Genomic DNA, 21,070 nt, shown 5'->3' on the forward strand with positions numbered 1-21,070 from the left:
ATGCCGGGTTGTGCCCCAGTCGCGGGCGCGTAGCCGTCCCCGACTCCCCGAAGGACGAGAGTTGAGCCAGCAGCAGCTTCACCCGTGGCAGGACGCGGGCACCGCACCCGAGGCCCCCGAACCGCCGGTGGTGGAGGCCGCACACGCCTGGATCTCCGGCTACGAGCCGGGCAACCCCTGGCAGTCGAAGCTCTGCCTGCGCACCCCGCACGGCACGGTCGCGTACCCCCTGACCCCGCACACCATGCCGGACCTGCTGGAGGGCCTGGTGGTGGTCGCGCAGGAGCAGCAGGGCGTGACGGGGGCGGACGCCCTGTACGACGCGGACGCCGACGAGCCCGAGGCCGGCACGGACCCCGACGAGCCCACGGAGCCCACGAGCATCCACAACGGCCGCGCGGCGCGCCTGACCGGCTGGGCCGTGGTGCACGAACTGTGGGAGCGCGAGGACCCGAAGGTCCGGCTCATCATGGGCGCGATCGTCGTCACCGTCTTCGCGTTGGGGATCTTGCTTTCCTGACGAGATACGGTCAAACCCACCACGGACGAAGGAGCCAACCATGCTGAGGGAAACGACCGGCCGCACGCCACAGGACCTTGCCGCCGAACTGGCGGGCCTCAAGGCCGTCGACGACTGGCCCTCGGTGTGGTCGGGTCCGCCTCAGAGTGGAACCTGGGAGTTCAAGACGTGGTGCGGGCGTTACAACTGGGAGCCGCTCACCTTCGATCGGCAGTTGCGCGTGCGGACGGGCAGCGGCGGAAAGTGGACGTTCTACGACCGGGCGGGTGGCCAGTGGAGCCCGGTGCGGACTCTGGTGCACTACGCCTGGCAGCTGATGGCCGAGGACGCCGCGGAGAACAGTGCGGTGTTCGACACCATGGCTGCGACGTGGCCGGAGTTCCTCGGGGCGGCCACGAGTGTCCTCGGCGCTCCTACGTGGACCGGCCCCTGGGACGCCGTCGATTTCCCGGAACCGCCCAACCCGAGGTACTGGGCCGACCGTGATGAGCGCATGCTCAACCGCGAGCCCTACCGCTTCGCCTACTGGGCACCCGAGGCAGGCGTTCCCGGCCAGCCGTTCATCGTGCTGTCACAGACAGTGGCCTTCCAGACCTGGACCTCCCAGATGGAGGGCGGTGCGGCCGTCTCGCTCGACGTGTACGCGCCCGATGAGGCCGCGGAGGCGGACCAGTGACGGAACTGGCTCGGCCGACACAAGCCGAGATAGCACGCGCCATCGCCCTCGAAGAGGCCTACAACGCAACCCATCCGCTCACCCCGGACAAGGTCAGGGAAGCAGTCGGACGCCTGTACGGGGACTGGATGGCCGAGGGGGGGAAGGAAAAGTTCGAGGACGTACTGGTCTACGCCGCCCATGTCGCGAAGACCCAGTCACCGACGAGCGAGGACCGGGGGGAGGTCCGCGCACTGTGGTCCTTCATGTCCCAGCCGGAAGGTGCCCCGAAAGCGATAAGACACCAGTTCCTTGCCCAGGCGTGCGGTGAGAGCCGTGGCTACCAGGTGCTCGAGGACACCCCGGTGGGACTCCAGCTGACGTCTTACGAGTTGTGGGATCCGGGGGTGCAGAAGGCGCTCACCCGGCAGCTGCGTCTTGACGAGGCCGTGGTCCAGCAGAGTCCCTTCGACATCTGGGACGCCGCCTCGGCGTCCTATGCCGGGGCGGCAACCGGGGAGATGGCAGTCTTCGCTGCCGATATCGGCGCCGATTCCATTCTGGGCAAAACCGAGATGCCACGGGTCGTCGGTCCCGAGGGTGTCGGCAGGGAAGCGGTTCGGTTCGCGATCGACTTTCCCCACCACCAGCACCTGCCGACCGACATGTACGACCTGTTGGCCGACGAGGGTGTGCGCTGCCAGCTGCGCGTGGAGGACTACCTCGAAAAGTCCACCACTCCTCGGGGGTTCGCCGACAAGCTCGCCGCCGTCGACGTGCCCGAGCACCTGCGGGAGGCACGTGACGCAGCGGTCGAGAGGCTGAGAACGGCCGACGCATACAGCGAACTGGTCGACCCCCGGGCAGAGGTCACCGAGCCCGAACTCGCGGAGCGGGATCCCCACGTACCCGAACTCACGGACCTCGAACCCGAGGAACCCCAGGACCCCACAGCTGGGGACCCCCAGCCCAACGACCCCGAGCTCGAGGACCCCGAGTTCGGAGAGCCCGAAGAACCCCAGGACCCCGCACCGGGGGCGCCCGACCTCGACGAATCCGAGCTCGAGGAACCCGAGTTCGCAGAACCCGAGATGCCCGAGGGGCCCGCATTCGGCGAACGCGACCTCGACCAGCCCGAACACGAAAACCCCGAGTTCGCAGAACCCGAACCCCCGCAGCCCCAGCCCAAGGTGGTCGTGCGCGGTCAGTCCTTCCTCCCCGGATCGCGCCTGCCCCAGACCCTCACCGGGCCGCCCCGCCCCTCCCCCGCCATGACGAGTACGCACGGCGTGATGAACCCGGTGGTCGAGACCGCCCCCAAGGCCCCGGAGATGGACCGGTGACCGGCCCCGGAGAGGTACCCGCCCCCGGGGAGGAGGTCGAGCTCTACTTCTCGGACGTCTTCGCCTTCGTCAGCGAGTTCCTCGCTCCGACCATCCGCCGCCGCCTGAACGGCTCCTCCGCCACCTGGTGCCCCCGCTGGTGGGAGCACCCCGAGGCCGGCGCGCGGCTCTCCGCGCTCTGGCTGGCCTGGGAGCAGCTGCGCCTGGAGCCCACGCTCGGCCTGTCGACGTGGTGGCTGCACCATGCCGATCCGCACCTGCGGGTGCTGATGGACACGGACCTCGGCCCGTTCGCGGCCTGCTCCCCCAAGGCGGGCGGGCACACGGCCTTCCCCTTCGAGCCGCTCCCCCTCGAGGAGTACGACCCCGAGGCACAACCCTTGTAAGGAACCGGTGAGGACGCGCGAGACGTTCCTCACCATTTCCTCACATCCGTCAACGACGCCCTGACCGTGCTGTTTTCCTCAGCCCGGATCCTTCCCTTTCCTCGGAATTCCCCGCGAGGAAAACCCGCGCTCCCTCGGCCGTCCCGCCACCTACGGTGGCTCGGCGACCAGACTGAGGGAGGGCCCGGGACGGTGGATTCACCTACCGAGAACAAGCGAAGTGCCGTACTGGCCATGGCACTACTAGGTGCCCTGCTGGTCGGCAGCCTGGTCGTCCTCACCGTGTTCAGCGGCGAGGACGACTCCGCAACCGACGCCAAACCCAAAACGCCGACGGCCACCCGGGGCGCGGGCAGCGGCGGCGCGGGCGGCGCCCCCGCCGCGCAAACAGGGGCCGCCGATTCCGTGCCGCCCATCGTCAGGCCGGACGACCTGGCCGCGGCGCACCGCGTAATGGCCGAGTACATGTCGGGCCTGAGCACCTATAAGCACACCGACACGGCCGCCTCCTGGACGCCCCCGCTGCTGGACCGCACCGTGCGCAGCGAGGAAATGAAGCAGCTGACCGTGCTCCCGACGGGCAAGGCCTGGGCGGAGTGCCAGCAGGCCAAGTGCTCTTCCGTCGGGCAGGCGGTAGTGCGCCGGGACGCACAGATCTCCGACGAACTCGCGCGCGGCAGCGGCCAGACGATCTCCAGCGTGGTGGAAGTGACCGCGACCCGCTCGAAGGACGGCCGCAAGGCCGAGACCGAGACCAACACCTGGCTCGTGAGCGCGCGCAAGGTCGGCGGCGAGTGGCAGCTGGCGGGCTTCGACATCTACGGCCTGGGCAACGTGGGCGCGCCCGAGCCGAAGGGGGAGTGAACGCCCGTGGTGGCTCCTGCCGTACTGGCAGCCGCGTCGAAGGCCGCCAAGGCGGCGAAGGCCGCGAAGGGTGCGGCTCAACTCGCCTCGGGACAGGGTGGCGGAGGCGGCGGCAAGAAGAAGAGCAACGTCAAGTGGCTGCTGATCATCGCCGCCGGCGGGATGCCGATGTTCGGCATCGGCATCGTCCTCATCGTCCTGCTCATCGCCCTGGTGGGCGGCATCGGCGGCGGCGCCGCCCAGGCCGCCTGCGGCGGGTACGGGAACACCGCCGGCGCCGGCAACACCAGTGACAAGGCGGCGACGAACCCGATCATGCCCGCCGGCAAGATGTACATGCCGAGCGACACCGCCCGCGACGAGATACCCCCGAAGATGATCCTCGCCTCGATGCGTGCCGCCGCCCGCTACGACGGCCTCGACTGGACGATCATCGCCGGGCAGATGTACCAGGAGACGAGGTACGGCCAGGACAAGTCCGCGGCCCCCGGCGGCGACAACGGCCTCGGCTACAAGGGCCTGCTGCAGTTCGGTGACTGGGCCTGGGGCCAATACGGCGAGGACGGCAACGGCGACGGCCAGAAGGACCGCTACGGCATCGACGACCTGGCCTTCGCCGCGGCCAACTACATGCACGCCCTGAAGGTGGAGACCAACGCCTGGGACGCGCTGCTCGGCTACTCCGGCTCCACCAAGACCAACACGGTCTATCCCCGCGTGGTCCTCACCCAGGCGGCCCGCTACCGCGGCACCCTCACCGGTGACAAGGACCTCATCAACCGCTGGTACGCGCACCTGAAGACCACCGTCGAGAAGAATCCTTCCTTCCCGGTCCTGGGCCAGAGCTCGGACATCCCCGAGCCCGTCGGCAACGACGCCCAGCCGAGCGAGGCGCTGAGCATCCGCTCCAAGGGCCCCCACAGCTGGTCCACCCCTCCCCTCGGCGGAGGCGGACAGGGCGGCACGACCACGGCCATGGCACCGATGGCGTTCTCCCGCCCGCTCACGGCCCCCTTCCGCCCCGACGACCCGCCCGCAACGAGCGACGGCAAGAACTGGCAGTGGCCGCTCAAGCAGGGCACGTACACGATCGGCACCAAGTACCACCAGGAAGGCCCGCACTGGAGCCTCGGCTACCACACCGGCCTCGACCTGGAGGCCTCCACCGGCACCCCGATCTACGCCCCGGCCGACGGCAAGGTCGTGAAGGTCGGCAGCGGCGGCGCGTACGGCAACGAGACCCGCCTCGAGCACGCGGGCGGCGTCATCACCCTGTACGCGCACCAGAGCAGCGTCGCCGTGAAGATGGGCGACACCGTCAAGCGCGGCGACCAGATCGGCCAGGTCGGTGCCACGGGGAACGTGACCGGCCCGCACCTCCACTGGGAGGTGCTGATGCCGGGCGTCGACGACCCCTTCCGCAGCGGACAGGACAACGGCCCCGGCGAGATCGACCCGGAGGCGTGGCTCGCCGGGAAGATCACGGCCAGCCCCGACTACGGCGGCACGCCCGGGGGCGTCGGCAACGGCAAGGACGCGGACTACCGCGACTGCGCCAAGAACGGCAAGGGCACCCCCGTCCCGCCGGACGGCGCCGGTTCGTCCGGGCCCCTGCCCGACGTGGACGACCAGGTGGTCCGGGCGGCGCTCGGCTGGGCGCAGCGCGGCATCGGCAAGCCCTACGCCTGGGGGGCCGCGCGGCTCCAGGGCGACAACCCCACGTCCTTCGACTGCTCCAGCTTCACGCAGTGGATCTACTACCAAGCCAGCGGCGGCAAGATCAACATCGGGGACAACACCTACGAGCAGCAGCCCAACCTGTCGAAGTACAAGGTGGACCTGAGCCAGTCCAAGCCGGGCGACGTGATCTTCTTCCACCCCAGCGCGCGGGGGTCGGAGCACGTCGGCATCGTCTGGGATCCGGCCAAGCACACGATCCTGCACGCCCCGAGGCCGGGCAAGAACGTCGAGTTCAGCAACTGGGAATGGCAGGGGCAGATCACGGGCGTCTACCGGGTGCCCACGGGAGGGAAGTTCCCTTCCTGACCCCGACCGCACGACACGACACCCGAATCCAGCCGAAGAACGAGATGCCGACGTCCACCCCGGGCGCGGCGGAAGGAACGCCCTGACCATGGCCCAAGAACCACAGAAGAAGCCGCGCGCCGAGGACGACTGGACGATCGAGATCGTCCTCCTCGTCGTCACCGTCCTGGCCCTCCTGTCCGCCGCCTGGCTCGCGGCCCGCCTCGGCGCGTCGTTCACCGACCAGCCGGAGCCGCCGGGCAACCCCTTCTCCTTCGCCATCGCCCTGGCCAAGGGCGACTACTCCTGGCCCGGCGGCGCCGCCAGTGCGATCGCCGCCGCCGAGGCGCTGCTGCTCGCCGGCCTGATCACCACCGGCTACCGGATACGCCAGAAGCTGCGCAACAAGCCCGAGGTGGACCGGGCCGCCAAGCACATGGTCGACGGCGCGGACCTCGGCAAGCTCACCATGAAGGGCGCGGCCGCGACCGCCGAGCGGCTCGGGGTGCAGGCCCAGGTGCCCGGCGTGTTCATCGGCCGGTCGGTGAAGGGCCGCCAGCCGCTCTTCGGCTCCTTCGAGGACATGCACGTCGACATCTGGGGGCCGCGTACCGGCAAGACGACCCGGCGCGCCATCCCGGCGATCCTGGACGCCCCCGGGGCGGTGCTCGTCACCTCCAACAAGCGCGACATCGTCGACGCCACGCGCGGACCGCGCCAGGCCCGCGGCCAGGTGTGGGTCTTCGACCCGCAGCAGGTGGCCCAGGAGGCGCCGGCCTGGTGGTGGAACCCGCTCTCCTACGTCACCGACGTGGCCAAGGCCCGCAAGCTGGCCGACCACTTCGCCTCGGGCTCCCGCGACGCCGACGCCTCCACCGACGCGTTCTTCGACCCCGCGGGCCAGGACCTCCTCGCCAACCTGCTGCTCGCGGCGGCCACCGCCAAGACCCCCGTCACCCAGATCTACTCCTGGCTGTCCAACCCCAAGGACGACACCCCGGAGCGCATCCTGCGCGGCGCCGGGCACCACATGCCCGCAGACGCCCTGAACGGCGTCATCACGGCTCCCGACAAGCAGCGCAGCGGCATCTACGGCGTCGCCCAGCAGATGGCGTCCTGCCTGATCAACCCCGAGGTCAACAAGTGGGTGAGCCCCCTCGGGCCCGCCGACGGCCGCCCCGAGTTCGACCCGCACGAGTTCGTCCGCACCGGCTCCACCCTCTACTCCCTCTCCCGCGAGGGCAGCGACTCGGCCGGCCCGCTGGTGACGGCCCTGACGGTGGCCGTCGTCGAGGCGGCCGAGGAGTACGCCACCTCCCAGCGCGGCGGCCGCCTCTCGCTGCCGATGGTCGGCGTCCTGGACGAGGCGGCGAACGTCTGCCGCTGGCGCGCCCTGCCCGACCTCTACTCCCATTACGGCTCGCGCGGCATCGTCCTGATGACGATCCTCCAGTCCTGGGCCCAGGGCGTCGAGGTGTGGGGCGACCGCGGCATGGAAAAGCTCTGGTCCGCCGCGAACGTCCGCGTCTACGGCGGCGGCGTCTCCGACACCAAGTTCCTCGGCGACCTCTCCGAGCTGGCCGGCGAGTACAACCTCCGCGAGTTCTCCGCGACCCAGGAGTCGGAGTTCGGCGGCTGGTCCGGCAACCGCACGGTGAACCAGTCGGTCCGCCGCGAGCGCGTCCTCGAGGTCTCCGACCTGGGCTCGATGCCCCCGGGCCGCGCCCTGGTCCTGGCCTCGGGCACCAAGCCCGTCCTGGTGGAGACGATCCCCTGGTGGGAGGGCCGGCACGCCCAAGAGGTGAAGGCCTCCCTGTCGAAGTACGACCCGGGCGCCCGCTGAGCACCCCGCCAACAGCGGAAACCCCAGGTCATGAGCGTCATGACCTGGGGTTTTCCCGTGCTACTTGGCGTACTGCGCCCACTTGTCGCTCGTCGCCATCTCCTTCAGCTGCGCCATCGTCAGCGCCGGCTCCTTCCGGGACGCGTCGCTCTCCTGGTTCTTGGAGTTGAAGGCCGAGACGATCACGCGGGTGCCGTTCGGGCGCATCGTGTCCACGGTCCACCACACCACGTTCTTGCCGCCCTTCTCCCCGGGCAGCTGACGGGTCACCACCTTCGTGCCGTCCGGCAGCACCGTGGCGCCCTCGAACAGGCTGTCCAGGGTGCCGGACTTCCAATACGACTGGACCTCCACGGTGACCATCGACTTGCCCTTGCCGTCGTCCAGCACGGAGTAGGCGCTGTCGCCCTCACCCCCCTTGGCCACGACCGGGATGCCGTACCCGGCCAGCAGGCCGTCCAGGACCGGCGCGGCCGACGCCCCCGGACGCGGGGACGAGCGCGGCGTCTCCGGGTGGGCCGGCCGCATGTCCTCGAGCGCCGGGCGCCACAGCGGCGAAAGCGCGAGGGCCTTCAGCTGGGCCGGGTCCAGCGGAGGGTTGGGCCGCGAGACGGGCTCGTCCTTCTCCGCGGCCGCGTTCCACTCCTGCACGTCCACCTGGTAGCCCTGCGGGGTCACCACCGTGGCCCGCCACGACTTCGTAGGGACGTGGCGGTCGGGGTACTCGTAGCCCTGGTAGACCATGACCTTCGAGCCGTCCGCCAGCACCTCGGACGTGCAGCCGTCGTAGTCGAACTTGTTCTTGTCGGGGCAGGTGAGCATCTCGGCCGTGCTCGCCCCCTTCGGGTCCACGCGGTTGAGGCCGACCCCGATGGCCGCCTTGCCCTTGCCGTCGTCGTACACGCCGTAGGCCCCCGGGATCCCCCCGGGTCCGTCACCTGTTCCGTGCCCCTTGGCCTCGGTCAGCTGCCCGCCGGGCAGCAGCTGCTTGAGCCAGGCGACCATCTGGTCGCCGGTGACCGCACCGGTGCCGGACCCCGGCACCCCCTTCGGGGGCGCGGCGCTCGACAGGGCCGGGGGGGCCGCGACGTTCGGCGTCCCCGCGCCGCCCGAGCCGCCCAGCAGGCCGCCCGCGAAGGCTCCGGCGGTACCGATCAGCGCAAGCCCCAGCACCGATCCGCCGATGGCGCCGGCCCGGCGGCGGACCACCAGCCGCCGTCCGCGCCGCTCACCGCCGGCGACGAGGGCCTGCCGGTCGGGCGCGAACCCTTCCCCCGCCTGCCGCAGGGCTTCACCGAGCTCATCTTCAAAGGACATGCGAACCCAGACCTTCCACTCAGTAGCGAGGAGGAACGAGGAATGACATCAAAAGGCGGCGCCCCGCAGGAGCCACAAGCCTCAGGGCCTCAGGCCTCAGGCCTCAGGCCTCAGGCCTCAGGCCTCAGGCCTCAGGCCTCAGGCCTCAGCGGGCGACCAACTCGGACAGCGAGCCCCCCAGTTGCCCGCGCAGCCGCGCCAGCGCCCGCGAGGTCCGGGTACGGACCGCCGCCGAGCTGACGTTCATCGCCTCGGCGGTCTCCTCGATGCTGCGGTCCTCCCAGTACCGCAGCACCAACACCGCCCGGTCCTTCGGCGCCAGCTGCCCCAGCGCCTGCAGCAGGGTCACCCGCAGCTCCGGGTCGGCACCGGCCTGCGGCACACCCGGCTCGGGGAACTCCCCGACCGGGCGCTCCCCCGCCGAGCGGCGCCGCTGGTGCGTCAGGAAGGACCGCACGAGCACCGTCTGCGCGTACGCGGCCGGATTGTCGATGCGGGAGATCCGGCCCCAGAGCAGGTACATCCGCCCCAGGGTCTCCTGCACCAGATCCTCCGCGAGATGGACGTCACCGCTCGCCAGCAGGCACGCCGACCGGTACAAAGGTCCCGACCGGCCCGCCGCGAACTCCCGGAACCCATCCCTGCGCCCCTGCCGCATCCACTCCCCCTCGCGTCCGTCTCACCCCTTCGACGCGATGGCGGCCCGGGAATGTTTCAGTCGAGTTCCCGGAAACCGAGCCCGCACGCGCGCGGTGCTCGTCTGCCTGCTGATACTGGGGATCGCCCTGCACTGACGGCATGTCATGATGCCCGCACATAACACCGGGCGAGGAGCTTGAGACGATGCTGACGGAGACATCGGGCCGTACGGCCCGGGACCTGGCCGCCGAGCTGGAGGGCCTACGGGGGGTGGACTGGGCATCGGTCTGGGCGGGTCCGCCGCAGGGCGGCTCTCCGGAATGCCGCACGTGGTGCGAGCGCTACGGCTGGGAGCCGCAGACGGCCGACCGCAATCTGGTGGTGCGCAGCGGGGCCGGCGGCAGGTGGACCTTCGAAGCAGGTGGCAACTGGCATCCCGTACGCCGCCTGACCCACTGGGCGTGGCACCTCAACGCGGACGACGCGTCCGAGAACCCCGGTCTCCTGGTCCGCTCGGCCGAGGAGTGGCCCGAGTTCCTCAAGGCGGCCGAAAGCGTGCTGGGGCCTGCGGTCTGGAACGGCGCCTGGGACGCACCGGACTTCCCGGAACCGCCGGAACCGGGGTTCTGGGAGAACCGTGAATACCGCCTCGAGACCCGCACGCCCTACCGCATGGCGTACTGGAAGCCGGTCGGCGACCACCCAGGACAGGCCTTCATCGTGCTGGTGCAGTCGGTGTCCTTCACGGCGTGGACCGCCGACACGCCCGGTGGTTCGCGGATCCGGCTGACCGTGAACGCCCCTGAAGGCTCACGGAGGAACCCGTGAGCCCCGACGCTCCCCCGACCCCGGCGGAGATAGCCCGGGCCTTTGCCCTCCAGCAGGAGCATGCCGCAGCGGAACCACGTGACCAACAGGCCGGGGCCGCGATAGCCCGCAGGCTGTACGGCGACTACCTGTCGACGCTCGATCCGGAGGCGGAAGGGCCCAAGCCGGGTCTTCTGGACTTCATCGAGAACCTTTCGGCGAAGGACTCGGTCACCAACGAGGACCGCGGCCCCCATCGCGCGTTCTGGTCCTACGAGTCCAAGCTCGAGGGCACGGACAGACCCGTGCCCAATCGCTTTCTGGCCAAGGCATGCGGCCAGTCGCGCGGCCTGCAGGTGCTGGAGGACACCCCCGCCGGGCACCGGCTCAACGGATACTTCCTCGGCAACGAATTCGTGGTGGATGCACTCGCCCAGCACTTCAACTTCGATCCGGAGAAACTGGCCGCCGCTCACGGTGCCGCCTGGGACACCCTCTCGGACCGATACGCCCTCGCAACCGAGGGACTCGTGATCGCGTTCGCCGCCGACATCACCGCGGACTCGGTCCTCGGCAAGACCGAGATACCGGCGCTCCTCAGGAACGCCGAGGTCGGCAAGGAGGGCATCAAGTTCGCGACGCCGTTGCCTCAGCACGCGCACCTTCCGCCCGACATCAACGCGTTCATGGCCGATCCCCCCATCCGCTGCCAACTGCGGATGGGGGATGACGACCCCGGGAAGTCCCCCGAGGAATTCGCCATGAAGCTGCACGCCATCGATGTCCCCGAGGACCGGAAGGAGGCCCATGCGGCGATCGTCGACCGGCTGTCGACGGCCAACTCCTACGAGGAGCTGAACCCGCCGGCCGCCGGGGCGAAGCGGAGGGAGCACATGAGTGCCTTCCTACCCGGTGTGAACCTGGGCCACGGCATCATCTCCGCGCCCCGCAGTGCCCTCACCGGCCACGGAGTGAGCGAGCCCGCACCCCCACAGATCACGCCGAAGTCCTCCGGGATCGAGCACTGACCGACGGGCCTGCCACGATGCGTTCGTGCGCACCCGGTACCGAGCAAGGAGCACGCGAGGACGCTGCCCGGGACTACGGGCAGCACCCCCGCCCAGGACCTGGTCGCCGAAAAGCAAAAGCCCCAGGTCACGGCGAGTGAGTCCTGGGGCTTCCACAGAGCCGCCTTCGGGATTCGAACCCGAGACCTACGCATTACGAGTGCGTTGCTCTGGCCAACTGAGCTAAGGCGGCACCGCTGGGAAGACAAGATTTTCCCCGGGGGGAGCCTCTCATCAGCAGCGTCGCCAAGTCTACAGGGTTAAACCCGGTGCCCCGAACCAGGGGGCCCGGGGGTCAGCAGCGCTTGTCGGCGGGTGGGGCCTGGCCGTCCAGGAGGTAGCGGTTGATCGCCGTGTCGATGCAGTCGCTGCCCCGGCCGTACGCCGTGTGGCCGTCGCCGTCGTACGTGAGGAGGGTGCCCGAGTCGAGCTGGTCCGCCAGGGAGCGGGCCCACTTGTACGGGGTCGCCGGGTCGCGGGTCGTGCCGACCACCACGATGGGGGCCGCGCCGGGGGCCTTCAGGGGCTTCGCCGTGCCCGTGGCCTTCACCGGCCAGTACGTGCAGTTCAGCGAGGCCCAGGCCAGCCCCGCGCCGAAGACCGGCGAGGCCTTCTCGAAGGAGGGCAGGGCGTGGTCCACCGCCTCCGGGCCGCTGAAGGCGGGGGGCTGGTCGAGGCAGTTCACGGCGGCGTTCGCGAACATGAGGTTCGCGTACGAGCCGTCCGCCTCGCGCTCGTAGTAGCTGTCGGCGAGGGACAGCAGGCCGGCCCCGTCGCCGTTCATCGCGTCCGTGAGGGCCTGGCGCAGGTGCGGCCAGGCGCTCTCGTCGTACAGGGCCGCGATCACGCCCGTCGTCGCGAGGGCCTCGCCCACCGGGCGGCCGGCGTCGCCGGAGGGGACGGGCTGGGCGTCCAGCTTGCGGAAGAGGTCCTTCAGGTGCCGGCCCTGCTCCTCCGGCGTGCCCCGCCCCAGCGGGCAGTCGGTCTGCTTGGCGCAGTCCTTCGCGAAGGAGCGGAAGGCGGTGTCGAAGCCCGCCGTCTGGTCGCGGTTGAGGTCGAGCGCCGGGCGTGAGGGGTCCATCGCCCCGTCGAGGACCATCCGGCCCACCCGGCCCGGGAAGAGGTCCGCGTACGTCGCGCCGAGGAAGGTGCCGTAGGAGGCGCCGACGTAGTTCAGCTTCTCGTCGCCCAGGACCGCCCGGAGCAGGTCCATGTCGCGGGCGGCGTCCACGGTGGAGACGTGCGGCAGGATCCGCGCCGAGCGCTGCTCGCAGCCCGCCGCGAACTCCTTGAACGCCGCCACCAGCCGGGCCCGTTCCGCCTGGTCGTCCGGGGTCTGGTCCACCTGGGTGAACCGGTCCATCGCCGGGCCGTCCAGGCATTCCACCGGGCTGCTGCGGGCCACTCCGCGCGGGTCGAAGGAGACCATGTCGTAGCGGGCGCGGACGGGCGCCGGATAGCCGATGCCGGCGTACGCCTGGAGGTAGCCGATGCCGGAGCCGCCGGGGCCGCCCGGGTTGACCACCAGGGAGCCGAGCTTCTTGCCCGGGCCGGTGGCGGTGCGGCGGGCCACCGCGATGTCCACGTCCTGGCCGGAGCCCGGGTTCGCGTAGTCCAGCGGCGCCTTCATCGTGGAGCACTGGAAGCCCTGGACACCGCAGTCGCGCCAGCTCAGCTTCTGCGTGTAGTACGGGCGCAGCGCGGCCGGAGCCGCGGACGGCTCGGCCGAGGCGGAGGCCACGCCCGGGCTGCCGGAGGTGCAGCCGGAGAGCAGCAGCCCGGCGGCTGCGATCACTGTCCCGGTGGTACGCAGCAGTCGCCTGGTGTCCATGCGGCGAGCGTACGTCCTGCCGGGGCCCCCGGCGGTCGGCCGCCGCCCGGGCGGCCGACCGCCGACCGGGCACGGACCCGCCGTCCGGCAACCGTACGGGATTCCCCGCGCGCGGCCCGGAACCGCTCGTACGGGTGAACGTCAGCCCGCGCGCAGAGCCATCGTCATGGCCTCCACCGCCAGCAGCGGGGCCACGTTCCGGTCGAGGGCCTGGCGGCAGGCGATGATCGCCTCGATGCGCCGCAGGGTCCTCTCGGGGCCCGAGGCGCGGGCGATCCGGTCGAGGTCGGGGCGTATGTCCTCGTTGGCGATGGCCAGGGCCGAGCCGAGCTGGAGGGCCAGGACGTCCCGGTAGAAGCCGGTCAGGTCGGTGAGGGCGAGGTCGAGGCTGTCGCGCTGGGTGCGGGTGCGCCGGCGCTTCTGGCGGTCCTCGAGCTCCTTCATCACCCCGGCCGTCCCGCGCGGCAGCCGCCCGCCGGCGCCCGCTCCGGCGCCGAGCGCGGCCCGGAGCTCCTCGGTCTCCTTCGTGTCGACCTCCTCGGCGACCTGCTTGGCGTCCTCCGCGGCGGCGTCGACCAGCTCCTGCGCGGCCTTGAGGCAGCCGCCCACGTCGTCCACCCGCAGGGGGAGCTTCAGCACGGCGGCGCGGCGGGAGCGGGCGGCCTCGTCGGTGGCGAGCCGGCGGGCCCGGTCGATGTGGCCCTGGGTCGCGCGGGCGGCGGCCTCGGCGGCGGCCGGCTCGACGCCGTCACGCCGCACCAGCACCTCGGCCACGGCCGCCACGGACGGGGTGGTCAGCGTCAGGTGCCGGCAGCGGGAGCGGATGGTGGGCAGCACGTCCTCCAGGGAGGGCGCGCACAGCAGCCACACGGTGCGCGGGGCGGGCTCCTCCACGGCCTTCAGCAGGACGTTGCCCGCGCCCTCGGTGAGCCGGTCGGCGTCCTCCAGGACGATGACCTGCCAGCGGCCCACGGCCGGCGACAGCTGGGCGCGGCGGACCAGGTCGCGGGTCTCCTTCACACCGATCGACAGGAGGTCGGTGCGGACGATCTCCACGTCGGCGTGCGTCCCGGCCAGGGTGGTGTGGCAGCCGTCGCAGAACCCGCAGCCCGGCTCGCCCCCGAGGGCGCGGTCCGGGCTGACGCACTGCAGGGCCGCCGCGAAGGCCCGGGCGGCGGTGGCCCGCCCGGAGCCGGGCGGGCCGGTGAACAGCCAGGCGTGGGTCATCTTGGAGCCGGGCGGCAGCGGCTCACCCTCGGCGGCGGCCGTGACCAGGGCGTCCGCGTCGCGGGAGGCGGCGGCCAGCTGCGCGTGCACGCGCCCCTGTCCCACCAGGTCGTCCCACACGGGCATCCCGCCCACCGCCTTTCACCGTCCGTGGGTGCTCCGCACCCGTCTGCTCACATTGTGGCGCGCGCCACCGACAATCCCTCCCGCCGGAAGGAAGCGCCCGCCCGCCGGGTCAGCGGCGGCGGCGCCGTCCGCCCCGGCCGCCGTCGCCACCGCGGTCGTCGCCGTGGCCGTCCTCGTCGTCCGGGCGGGGGCCCAGCAGTTCGTCCGCCAGGCTCGGCAGGTCGTCCATCGGGGTGGCCTCGGCCCAGTCCGACGGGGCCCTGCGCGGCCGGCCGTCCTCGTCGAAGACGGGGAGCTCGCGGGTCACGTCGTTCGCGGAGTCCCGGAAGATGCCCGGCGGCACCCGGTCGGCCGGGGCCTCCTGGCTGTGGGGGGCCGTCGGACGCTCCGCGGGCCGGGTCCGCCCGCCGGGGGCGGCCGGGGGCGGGCCGTCGGGCCGTACGGCGGGCAGGACGGCCGTCTCGTCCGACGGGCGCGACGCGGACGCCGACGCCGACGCCGGGTCGATCTTGGGCACCGGCACGGTCTGCGTCACGTCGTCGGGCCGGACGACCCGGCGCACCACCGGCGTCTCGATCGTGGCCTCGTCCGCCGGAAGGGAGTCCTTGCGCATCTCGACCTTGGGCGCGGGCGCCTCGGCGGCCTTCGCCGAGGCGGCGGCCGCGGCGGCCGAGGCCTCCGCCAGCTTGCGCGCCTCCTCCGCCCGCAGCAGGGCCTCCTCGGCCCGCCGCTGCTTCTCCAGCCGGCGCTCCTCCGCCTCGGCGCGCAGCCGGGCCTCCTCCGCCTCCTGGAGCCGGATCCGCTCCCGCTCGGCGGCGAGGGCCCGCTCCTCGGCCTCCGCGCGCAGCCGTTCGGCCTCGGCCCGGGCACGGGCCTCCGCCTCGGCCTTGCGCCGCTCCTCCTCGGCCTTGCGCCGGGATTCCTCCGCCTTGCGGGCGGCCTCCTCCTCGGCCAGCCGACGCGCCTCCGCGGCCTCCCGCTCGGCCTTGGCCCGGGCCGCTTCGGCCTCCTGCTCGGCCCTGATCCGGGCCTCCTCCGCCTCCCGGGCCAGGCGGGCCTCCTCCTCGGCCTTCAGCCGGGCCTCCTCCGCCCTGCGCGCGGCCTCTTCCTCGGCCTTGCGCCGGGCCTCCTCCTCGGCGAGCCGGCGGGCCTCGAGCTGCGCGGCCACCTCGGCCTCGGACAGCGGGAGCATCCGGTCGAGGCGGTGGCGCACGACGGTGGTCACGGAGCCCGGGTCCTGCCCGGCGTCGACCACCAGGTAGCGGCCGGGGTCGGCGGCGGCGAGCGTCAGGAAACCGGCCCGCACCCGCTGGTGGAACTCGGTCGGCTCGGACTCCAGCCGGTCGGGCGCCTCCGTGAACCGCTCCCGCGCGGTCTCCGGGGAGACGTCGAGCAGCACGGTCAGGTTCGGGACCAGGCCGTCCGTGGCCCAGCGGGAGATCCGGGCGATCTCCGTCGGGGACAGGTCGCGCCCGGCGCCCTGGTAGGCGACCGAGGAGTCGATGTAGCGGTCGGAGATGACGACCGCGCCCCGCTCCAGGGCGGGCCGGACCACCGTGTCCACGTGCTCCGCGCGGTCGGCGGCGTACAGCAGCGCCTCGGCGCGGTTGGACAGCCCGGCGGAGGAGATGTCCAGCAGGATCGAACGGAGCCGCTTGCCGACCGGGGTGGCGCCCGGCTCCCGGGTCACGACGACCTCGTGGCCCTTGCCCCGTATCCAGTCGGCCAGCGCCTCGACCTGGGTGGACTTCCCGGCGCCGTCGCCGCCCTCCAGGGCGATGAAGAACCCGGTCGCGGACGGGGCCTGGACGGGCTCCCCACCGCGCAGCGCCTCGCGCAGGTCGCGGCGCAGCGGCACGCCGCCGCGGTCGTCGGCCCGGGTGAGGACCACGACGGCGGCGGGCAGCAGCAGCGCGCCGACCAGCATCAGGGTGTAGGCGGCGCCGCCGTGCGCGAGGACGATCCGGCCGGCCTCCAGCCGGTGCGGGCCGATCGCGGCGGCCAGCAGCGGGGCGGCCACCGCGCCGAGGGCTACGGCCACGCGGACCACGGCCTGCAGGTGCGCGGTGACCCGGGCGCGGCGGAACTCCTCGGTCTCCTGGTCGAGCAGGGTGTGGCCGGTGTTGGCGGCGACGCCGGCGGCGGTCCCCGCGAGCAGGGCCAGGAACAGCACGGTCGCCGTGTCCCGGACCAGTCCGGTCAGCAGCAGCGCCAGTCCGGCGACGGCCATGGCCAGGGCCAGCAGCCGACGCCGGGACAGCCCGGGCAGCACCTTGCCGGCCTGGGTGGCGCGGATGCCGGCGGCGGTGCCGCCGACGAGGGCGAGCACCATCAGGGCGTACGAGGAGGGCCCGCCGCCCAGGTCGAAGGCGTGCAGCACGGCGACGGAGGCGGCGCAGGCGACGGCTCCGGCGACGGCGGCGCAGGCCAGCACGAGCAGCCGGATCGAGCCCGTACGGCCCTTCTCGGCCCGGTCGCCCGCGCGGGGGGCGCGCAGCCCCTCCAGCGGCGAACGCGGCCTCGGGGTCTTCAAGGCAGGCAGGGCCAGCGGCAGCAGCAGCGAGACGGAAGCGGCGAACAGGCCGGCGGCGACGTACGAGCCCAGCGCCGACTGGTTCACGGCGAACCATTCCACGCCCAGGCCCAGCGCCCGCCCGACCAGCGTCGCGACGAGCAGGGCGGCGGCCGCGACGGGCATCGCCGCGAAGGCGGTGCGCAGGCTGAGGCGGCGCAGGGCGTCGAGGTGGTCCGGGAGCGGGCGTACCGTCGCCCCCTCCGGCGGCGGCGCGGGCAGCAGCGCGGGCGCGGCGCTCTCCTTGGCCAGGGTCCACACCCGCTCGGCGGAGCCGGAGACGAAGACGGTGGCCAGCAGGGCGACCGTGGCGTGCGCCGGGATCCAGTCGAGCCAGAGCGGGGCGACGACGAACAGCACGATCCGCAGCCCGTCGGCGCCGGCCATCGTCCAGCGGCGGTCCAGCTTGCCGCCGGGGGCGGTGAGCTGGGCCAGCGGTCCGAGCAGGACCGCGCCGAACAGGACGGTGGCGAGGACGCGCACCGCGAAGACGGCCGCGACGGCGAAGGCGGCGCCGCGGTAGCCGGTGCCGAAGAGGCCGCCGGTGGTGGTCGTGACGGTCGCCTGGAGGGTCAGCAGGACGAGGACCAGCAGGGCGAGGGCGTCACCGATGCCGCTCACCAGCTGGGCGCTCCACAGACGGCGCAGCCCGGGGGTGCGCAGCAGCGCGCGCACCGCTCGCTCGCGGGAGTCCGCGGCTAGGGCTTCGTCGTAGGCGGGGTTCTCGGAGGCGGTCACGACCGGTGGCTGCTCGGCTCGCGTCATCCGCCCAGCCTATCCGCTGCACTGGGCCGTTGCGGTGGCCTGTGGACGGGGCCCCGTGTGACCCCGCCCGCACCCCTGTCCGCACCCCGTCCGCAACCCGCTGTGCGGGGACGGGGCCCCGCCCCGGAGCCCTACTCGTCCGCCGGAGCGGCTGCCGTCGTCTTCTTCGCGGCCGCCGTCGCCTTCTTCGCCACCGTCTTCTTCGCGGCGGCCGTCTTGGCGGCCGTCGTCTTCGCGGCCGTCGTCTTAGCGGCCGTCGTCTTGGCGGCCGTCGTCTTCTTCGCGGTGGTCGTCTTCTTCGCCGCCGTGGCCTTCTTCGCCGGAGCCTTCTTCGCCGGAGCCTTCTTCGCGGTCTTCTTCGCCGGCCCCTTGGCCCGCTTCTCCGCGAGCAGCTCGTAGCCCCGCTCCGGCGTGATCGTCTCGACGTCGTCGTCCCGGCGCAGCGTCGCGTTCGTCTCGCCGTCCGTCACGTACGGGCCGAAGCGGCCGTCCTTGACGACCACCGGCTTCTCGCTGACCGGGTCCGTGCCCAGCTCCTTCAGCGGCGGCTTGGCCGCGGCCCGGCCCCGCTGCTTGGGCTGCGCGTAGATCGCCAGGGCCTCGTCCAGGGTGATCGAGAAGAGCTGGTCCTCGGTCTCCAGGGACCGCGAGTCCGTGCCCTTCTTCAGGTACGGGCCGTAGCGGCCGTTCTGGGCCGTGATCTCCACGCCCTCCGCGTCCGTGCCGACGACGCGCGGCAGCGACATCAGCCGCAGGGCGTCCTCGAGGGTGACCGTGTCCAGGGACATGCTCTTGAACAGGGAGGCCGTCCGCGGCTTGACCGCGTTCTTGCCCGTCTTCGGCGTGCCCTCGGGCAGGATCTCCGTCACGTACGGCCCGTAACGACCGTCCTTCGCGACGATTTCGTTCCCGCTCACCGGGTCCTTGCCCAGCTCGAACTCGCCGCTCGGCTTCGCGAACAGCTCCTCCGCGTACTCGACCGTCAGCTCGTCCGGAGCCAGGTCGTCCGGCACGTCGGCCCGCTGGTGGCCCTCCGCGTCCTTCTCGCCGCGCTCCACGTACGGGCCGTAGCGGCCGACGCGCAGCACGATGCCGTCGCCGACGGGGAAGGAGGAGATCTCCCGGGCGTCGATCGCGCCCAGGTCCGTGACCAGCTCCTTCAGACCGCCGAGCGCGTCGCCGTCGGCCGGTACGACCTCGGTGGCGTGCTCGGAGCCGAAGTAGAACCGCTTCAGCCACGGCACGGACTGGGCCTCGCCGCGCGCGATGCGGTCGAGGTCGTCCTCCATCTTGGCGGTGAAGTCGTAGTCGACGAGCCGGCCGAAGTGGGTCTCCAGCAGGTTCACGACGGCGAAGGAGAGGAAGGACGGGACGAGCGCCGTGCCCTTCTTGAAGACGTAGCCGCGGTCGAGGATCGTGCCGATGATCGACGCGTACGTCGACGGGCGGCCGATCTCCCGCTCCTCCAGCTCCTTGACCAGCGAGGCCTCGGTGTAGCGGGCCGGGGGCTTGGTCGCGTGGCCGTCGGCGGTGATCTCCTCGGCGGTCAGCGCGTCGCCCTCGGCGACCTGCGGCAGCCGGCGCTCACGGTCGTCCAGCTCGGCGTTCGGGTCGTCGGCGCCCTCGACGTAGGCCTTCATGAAGCCGTGGAAGGTGATCGTCTTGCCGGAGGCGCTGAACTCGGCGTCCCGGCCGTCGCTCGCCCGCCCGCCGATCTTCACGGTCACGGAGTTACCGGTCGCGTCCTTCATCTGGGAGGCGACGGTCCGCTTCCAGATCAGCTCGTACAGCCGGAACTGGTCGCCGGTCAGGCCCGTCTCGGCGGGGGTGCGGAAACGATCACCCGAAGGCCGGATCGCCTCGTGCGCCTCCTGCGCGTTCTTGACCTTGCCCGCGTAGACGCGCGGCTTCTCGGGCAGGTAGTCGGCCCCGTAGAGCTGCGTGACCTGCGCCCGCGCCGCCGCCACGGCGGTGTCGGAGAGCGTCGTGGAGTCCGTACGCATGTAGGTGATGAAGCCGTTCTCGTACAGCTTCTGCGCCACCTGCATCGTCGCCTTCGCGCCGAAGCCCAGCTTGCGCGAGGCCTCCTGCTGGAGGGTCGTCGTGCGGAACGGGGCGTACGGGGAGCGGCGGTACGGCTTGGACTCGACCGAGCGGACGGAGAAGTCGGCGCCCTGGAGCGCGGCGGCGAGCGCCCGCGCGTTCGCCTCGTCGAGGTGCAGCACCTCGCCCTTGAGCTGCCCGTTCGGGCCGAAGTCGCGGCCCTGGGCGACGCGCTTGCCGTCCACCGTGTTCAGGCGGGCGACCAGCGTCGAGGGGTCGGAGGCGTCACCGGCGCGGCCGGTGCCGAAGGTGCCGGTCAGGTCCCAGTACTCGGCGGAGCGGAAGGCGATGCGCTCGCGCTCCCGCTCGACGACGAGGCGGGTGGCCACGGACTGGACGCGGCCGGCCGACAGCCGCGGCATGACCTTCTTCCACAGGACCGGCGAGACCTCGTAGCCGTAGAGGCGGTCGAGGATGCGGCGGGTTTCCTGGGCGTCGACCATGCGCTGGTTGAGCTCGCGCGGGTTGGCGACGGCGTCGCGGATGGCGTCCTTGGTGATCTCGTGGAAGACCATCCGGTGGACGGGGACCTTGGGCTTGAGGACTTCCTGGAGGTGCCATGCGATGGCTTCGCCCTCGCGGTCCTCATCGGTGGCGAGGAAGAGTTCGTCGGACTCAGCCAGCAGATCCTTGAGCTTCCTGACCTGGGCCTTCTTGTCCGCGTTGACGACGTAGATCGGCGCGAAGTCGTGCTCGACATCCACGCCGAGGCGGCGGACCTCGCCGGTGTACTTGTCGGGGACCTCGGCGGCGCCGTTCGGGAGGTCGCGGATGTGCCCGACGCTCGCCTCGACGACGTACCCAGGGCCCAGGTAGCCCTTGATCGTCTTCGCCTTGGCAGGGGACTCGACAATGACGAGTCGGCGGCCGCCCTGTGCGGTCTCGCTAGTCGGGGACAACTTGGCTCTTCTCTCCGGTCGGCACTCGGTCGCAGTACGGCGACGCTGCGGAGTGTGACGGTACAACCCGCCCCCGTGTCA

Annotated in this window: 15 protein-coding genes and 1 tRNA gene; 9 read left to right on the forward strand and 7 right to left on the reverse strand. The window is 72.1% G+C overall.

What is annotated here, in order from left to right:
* Window positions 1–61 precede the first annotated feature (61 nt).
* The 7 genes from B4U46_RS16160 to B4U46_RS16190 all read left to right on the forward strand — a co-directional run bounded on the left by B4U46_RS16160 (window position 62) and on the right by B4U46_RS16190 (window position 7,636).
* The gene (locus B4U46_RS16160; protein WP_079428128.1) at window positions 62–520 is read left to right on the forward strand and encodes a hypothetical protein; all 459 of its coding nucleotides are present in this window, start codon (window positions 62–64) and stop codon (window positions 518–520) included.
* Between the two features lie 40 nt (window positions 521–560).
* Window positions 561–1,196, forward strand: a complete 636-nt coding sequence (locus tag B4U46_RS16165) for a hypothetical protein (RefSeq protein WP_079428130.1) — start codon at window positions 561–563, stop codon at window positions 1,194–1,196.
* Complete coding sequence (locus B4U46_RS16170) at window positions 1,193–2,518, forward strand: hypothetical protein (RefSeq protein ID WP_079428132.1); 1,326 nt, start codon at window positions 1,193–1,195, stop codon at window positions 2,516–2,518. Before B4U46_RS16165 ends, B4U46_RS16170 begins: the two co-directional genes overlap by 4 nt.
* Entirely contained in the window at window positions 2,515–2,904 is a 390-nt protein-coding gene (locus tag B4U46_RS16175) for a DUF4913 domain-containing protein (protein WP_079428133.1), read from the forward strand. Before B4U46_RS16170 ends, B4U46_RS16175 begins: the two co-directional genes overlap by 4 nt.
* Window positions 2,905–3,138: 234 nt before the next feature.
* A complete protein-coding gene (locus B4U46_RS16180; protein WP_237292907.1) occupies window positions 3,139–3,768 on the forward strand; it encodes a hypothetical protein in 630 nt (209 codons plus the stop codon).
* 6 nt (window positions 3,769–3,774) lie between these two features.
* On the forward strand, window positions 3,775–5,814 hold the full coding sequence (locus B4U46_RS16185; RefSeq protein ID WP_079428137.1) for a peptidoglycan DD-metalloendopeptidase family protein: 2,040 nt from the start codon (window positions 3,775–3,777) through the stop codon (window positions 5,812–5,814).
* A gap of 88 nt (window positions 5,815–5,902) precedes the next feature.
* Window positions 5,903–7,636 (forward strand): type IV secretory system conjugative DNA transfer family protein, encoded by a 1,734-nt coding sequence (locus tag B4U46_RS16190; RefSeq protein WP_079428139.1) that lies wholly within the window; start codon window positions 5,903–5,905, stop codon window positions 7,634–7,636.
* Between the two features lie 60 nt (window positions 7,637–7,696).
* Here the strand turns inward: B4U46_RS16190 and B4U46_RS16195 are convergent, their stop codons facing one another.
* Entirely contained in the window at window positions 7,697–8,953 is a 1,257-nt protein-coding gene (locus tag B4U46_RS16195) for a hypothetical protein (protein WP_079428142.1), read from the reverse strand.
* A gap of 145 nt (window positions 8,954–9,098) precedes the next feature.
* Window positions 9,099–9,611, reverse strand: coding sequence for a SigE family RNA polymerase sigma factor (locus tag B4U46_RS16200; RefSeq protein ID WP_079428145.1), 513 nt, complete (start codon window positions 9,609–9,611; stop codon window positions 9,099–9,101).
* A 185-nt stretch (window positions 9,612–9,796) separates the two neighbouring features.
* Between B4U46_RS16200 and B4U46_RS16205 the strand changes: the two genes are divergently transcribed.
* Together B4U46_RS16205 and B4U46_RS16210 are read left to right on the forward strand one after the other, a co-directional pair.
* Window positions 9,797–10,420: a hypothetical protein gene (locus tag B4U46_RS16205; protein WP_079428148.1), complete on the forward strand. Its 624-nt coding sequence runs from the start codon at window positions 9,797–9,799 to the stop codon at window positions 10,418–10,420.
* On the forward strand, window positions 10,417–11,427 hold the full coding sequence (locus B4U46_RS16210; protein ID WP_079428150.1) for a hypothetical protein: 1,011 nt from the start codon (window positions 10,417–10,419) through the stop codon (window positions 11,425–11,427). The genes B4U46_RS16205 and B4U46_RS16210 overlap by 4 nt, the downstream gene beginning before the upstream one ends.
* A 158-nt stretch (window positions 11,428–11,585) precedes the next feature.
* Here the strand turns inward: B4U46_RS16210 and B4U46_RS16215 are convergent.
* The 5 genes from B4U46_RS16215 to topA form a co-directional block, all read right to left on the reverse strand.
* Window positions 11,586–11,659 (reverse strand) — tRNA-Thr (locus B4U46_RS16215).
* A 102-nt stretch (window positions 11,660–11,761) separates the two neighbouring features.
* Entirely contained in the window at window positions 11,762–13,297 is a 1,536-nt protein-coding gene (locus tag B4U46_RS16220; protein ID WP_079428152.1) for an alpha/beta hydrolase, read from the reverse strand.
* A 141-nt stretch (window positions 13,298–13,438) separates the two neighbouring features.
* Window positions 13,439–14,650 (reverse strand): DNA polymerase III subunit delta', encoded by a 1,212-nt coding sequence (locus B4U46_RS16225; RefSeq protein ID WP_079428155.1) that lies wholly within the window; start codon window positions 14,648–14,650, stop codon window positions 13,439–13,441.
* A gap of 109 nt (window positions 14,651–14,759) precedes the next feature.
* Window positions 14,760–17,987, reverse strand: coding sequence for a dTMP kinase (tmk, locus tag B4U46_RS16230; protein ID WP_079428157.1), 3,228 nt, complete (start codon window positions 17,985–17,987; stop codon window positions 14,760–14,762).
* A gap of 131 nt (window positions 17,988–18,118) precedes the next feature.
* Entirely contained in the window at window positions 18,119–20,989 is a 2,871-nt protein-coding gene (gene topA / locus B4U46_RS16235; protein ID WP_079428160.1) for a type I DNA topoisomerase, read from the reverse strand.
* Window positions 20,990–21,070 lie beyond the last annotated feature (81 nt).

This window comes from Streptomyces katrae, assembly GCF_002028425.1.
In the GTDB taxonomy this organism is placed as follows: domain Bacteria; phylum Actinomycetota; class Actinomycetes; order Streptomycetales; family Streptomycetaceae; genus Streptomyces; species Streptomyces katrae_A.

Bases quoted from the DNA above. Each gene is read 5' to 3' on its own strand.
- B4U46_RS16200 (WP_079428145.1), bottom strand. From the start codon at position 9,611: ATGCGGCAGGGGCGCAGGGATGGGTTCCGGGAGTTCGCGGCGGGCCGG.
- B4U46_RS16205 (WP_079428148.1), top strand. From the start codon at position 9,797: ATGCTGACGGAGACATCGGGCCGTACGGCCCGGGACCTGGCCGCCGAG.
- B4U46_RS16220 (WP_079428152.1), bottom strand. From the start codon at position 13,297: ATGGACACCAGGCGACTGCTGCGTACCACCGGGACAGTGATCGCAGCC.
- B4U46_RS16180 (WP_237292907.1), top strand. From the start codon at position 3,139: ATGGCACTACTAGGTGCCCTGCTGGTCGGCAGCCTGGTCGTCCTCACC.
- B4U46_RS16190 (WP_079428139.1), top strand. From the start codon at position 5,903: ATGGCCCAAGAACCACAGAAGAAGCCGCGCGCCGAGGACGACTGGACG.
- B4U46_RS16195 (WP_079428142.1), bottom strand. From the start codon at position 8,953: ATGTCCTTTGAAGATGAGCTCGGTGAAGCCCTGCGGCAGGCGGGGGAA.
- tmk (WP_079428157.1), bottom strand. From the start codon at position 17,987: ATGACGCGAGCCGAGCAGCCACCGGTCGTGACCGCCTCCGAGAACCCC.
- B4U46_RS16225 (WP_079428155.1), bottom strand. From the start codon at position 14,650: ATGCCCGTGTGGGACGACCTGGTGGGACAGGGGCGCGTGCACGCGCAG.
- B4U46_RS16165 (WP_079428130.1), top strand. From the start codon at position 561: ATGCTGAGGGAAACGACCGGCCGCACGCCACAGGACCTTGCCGCCGAA.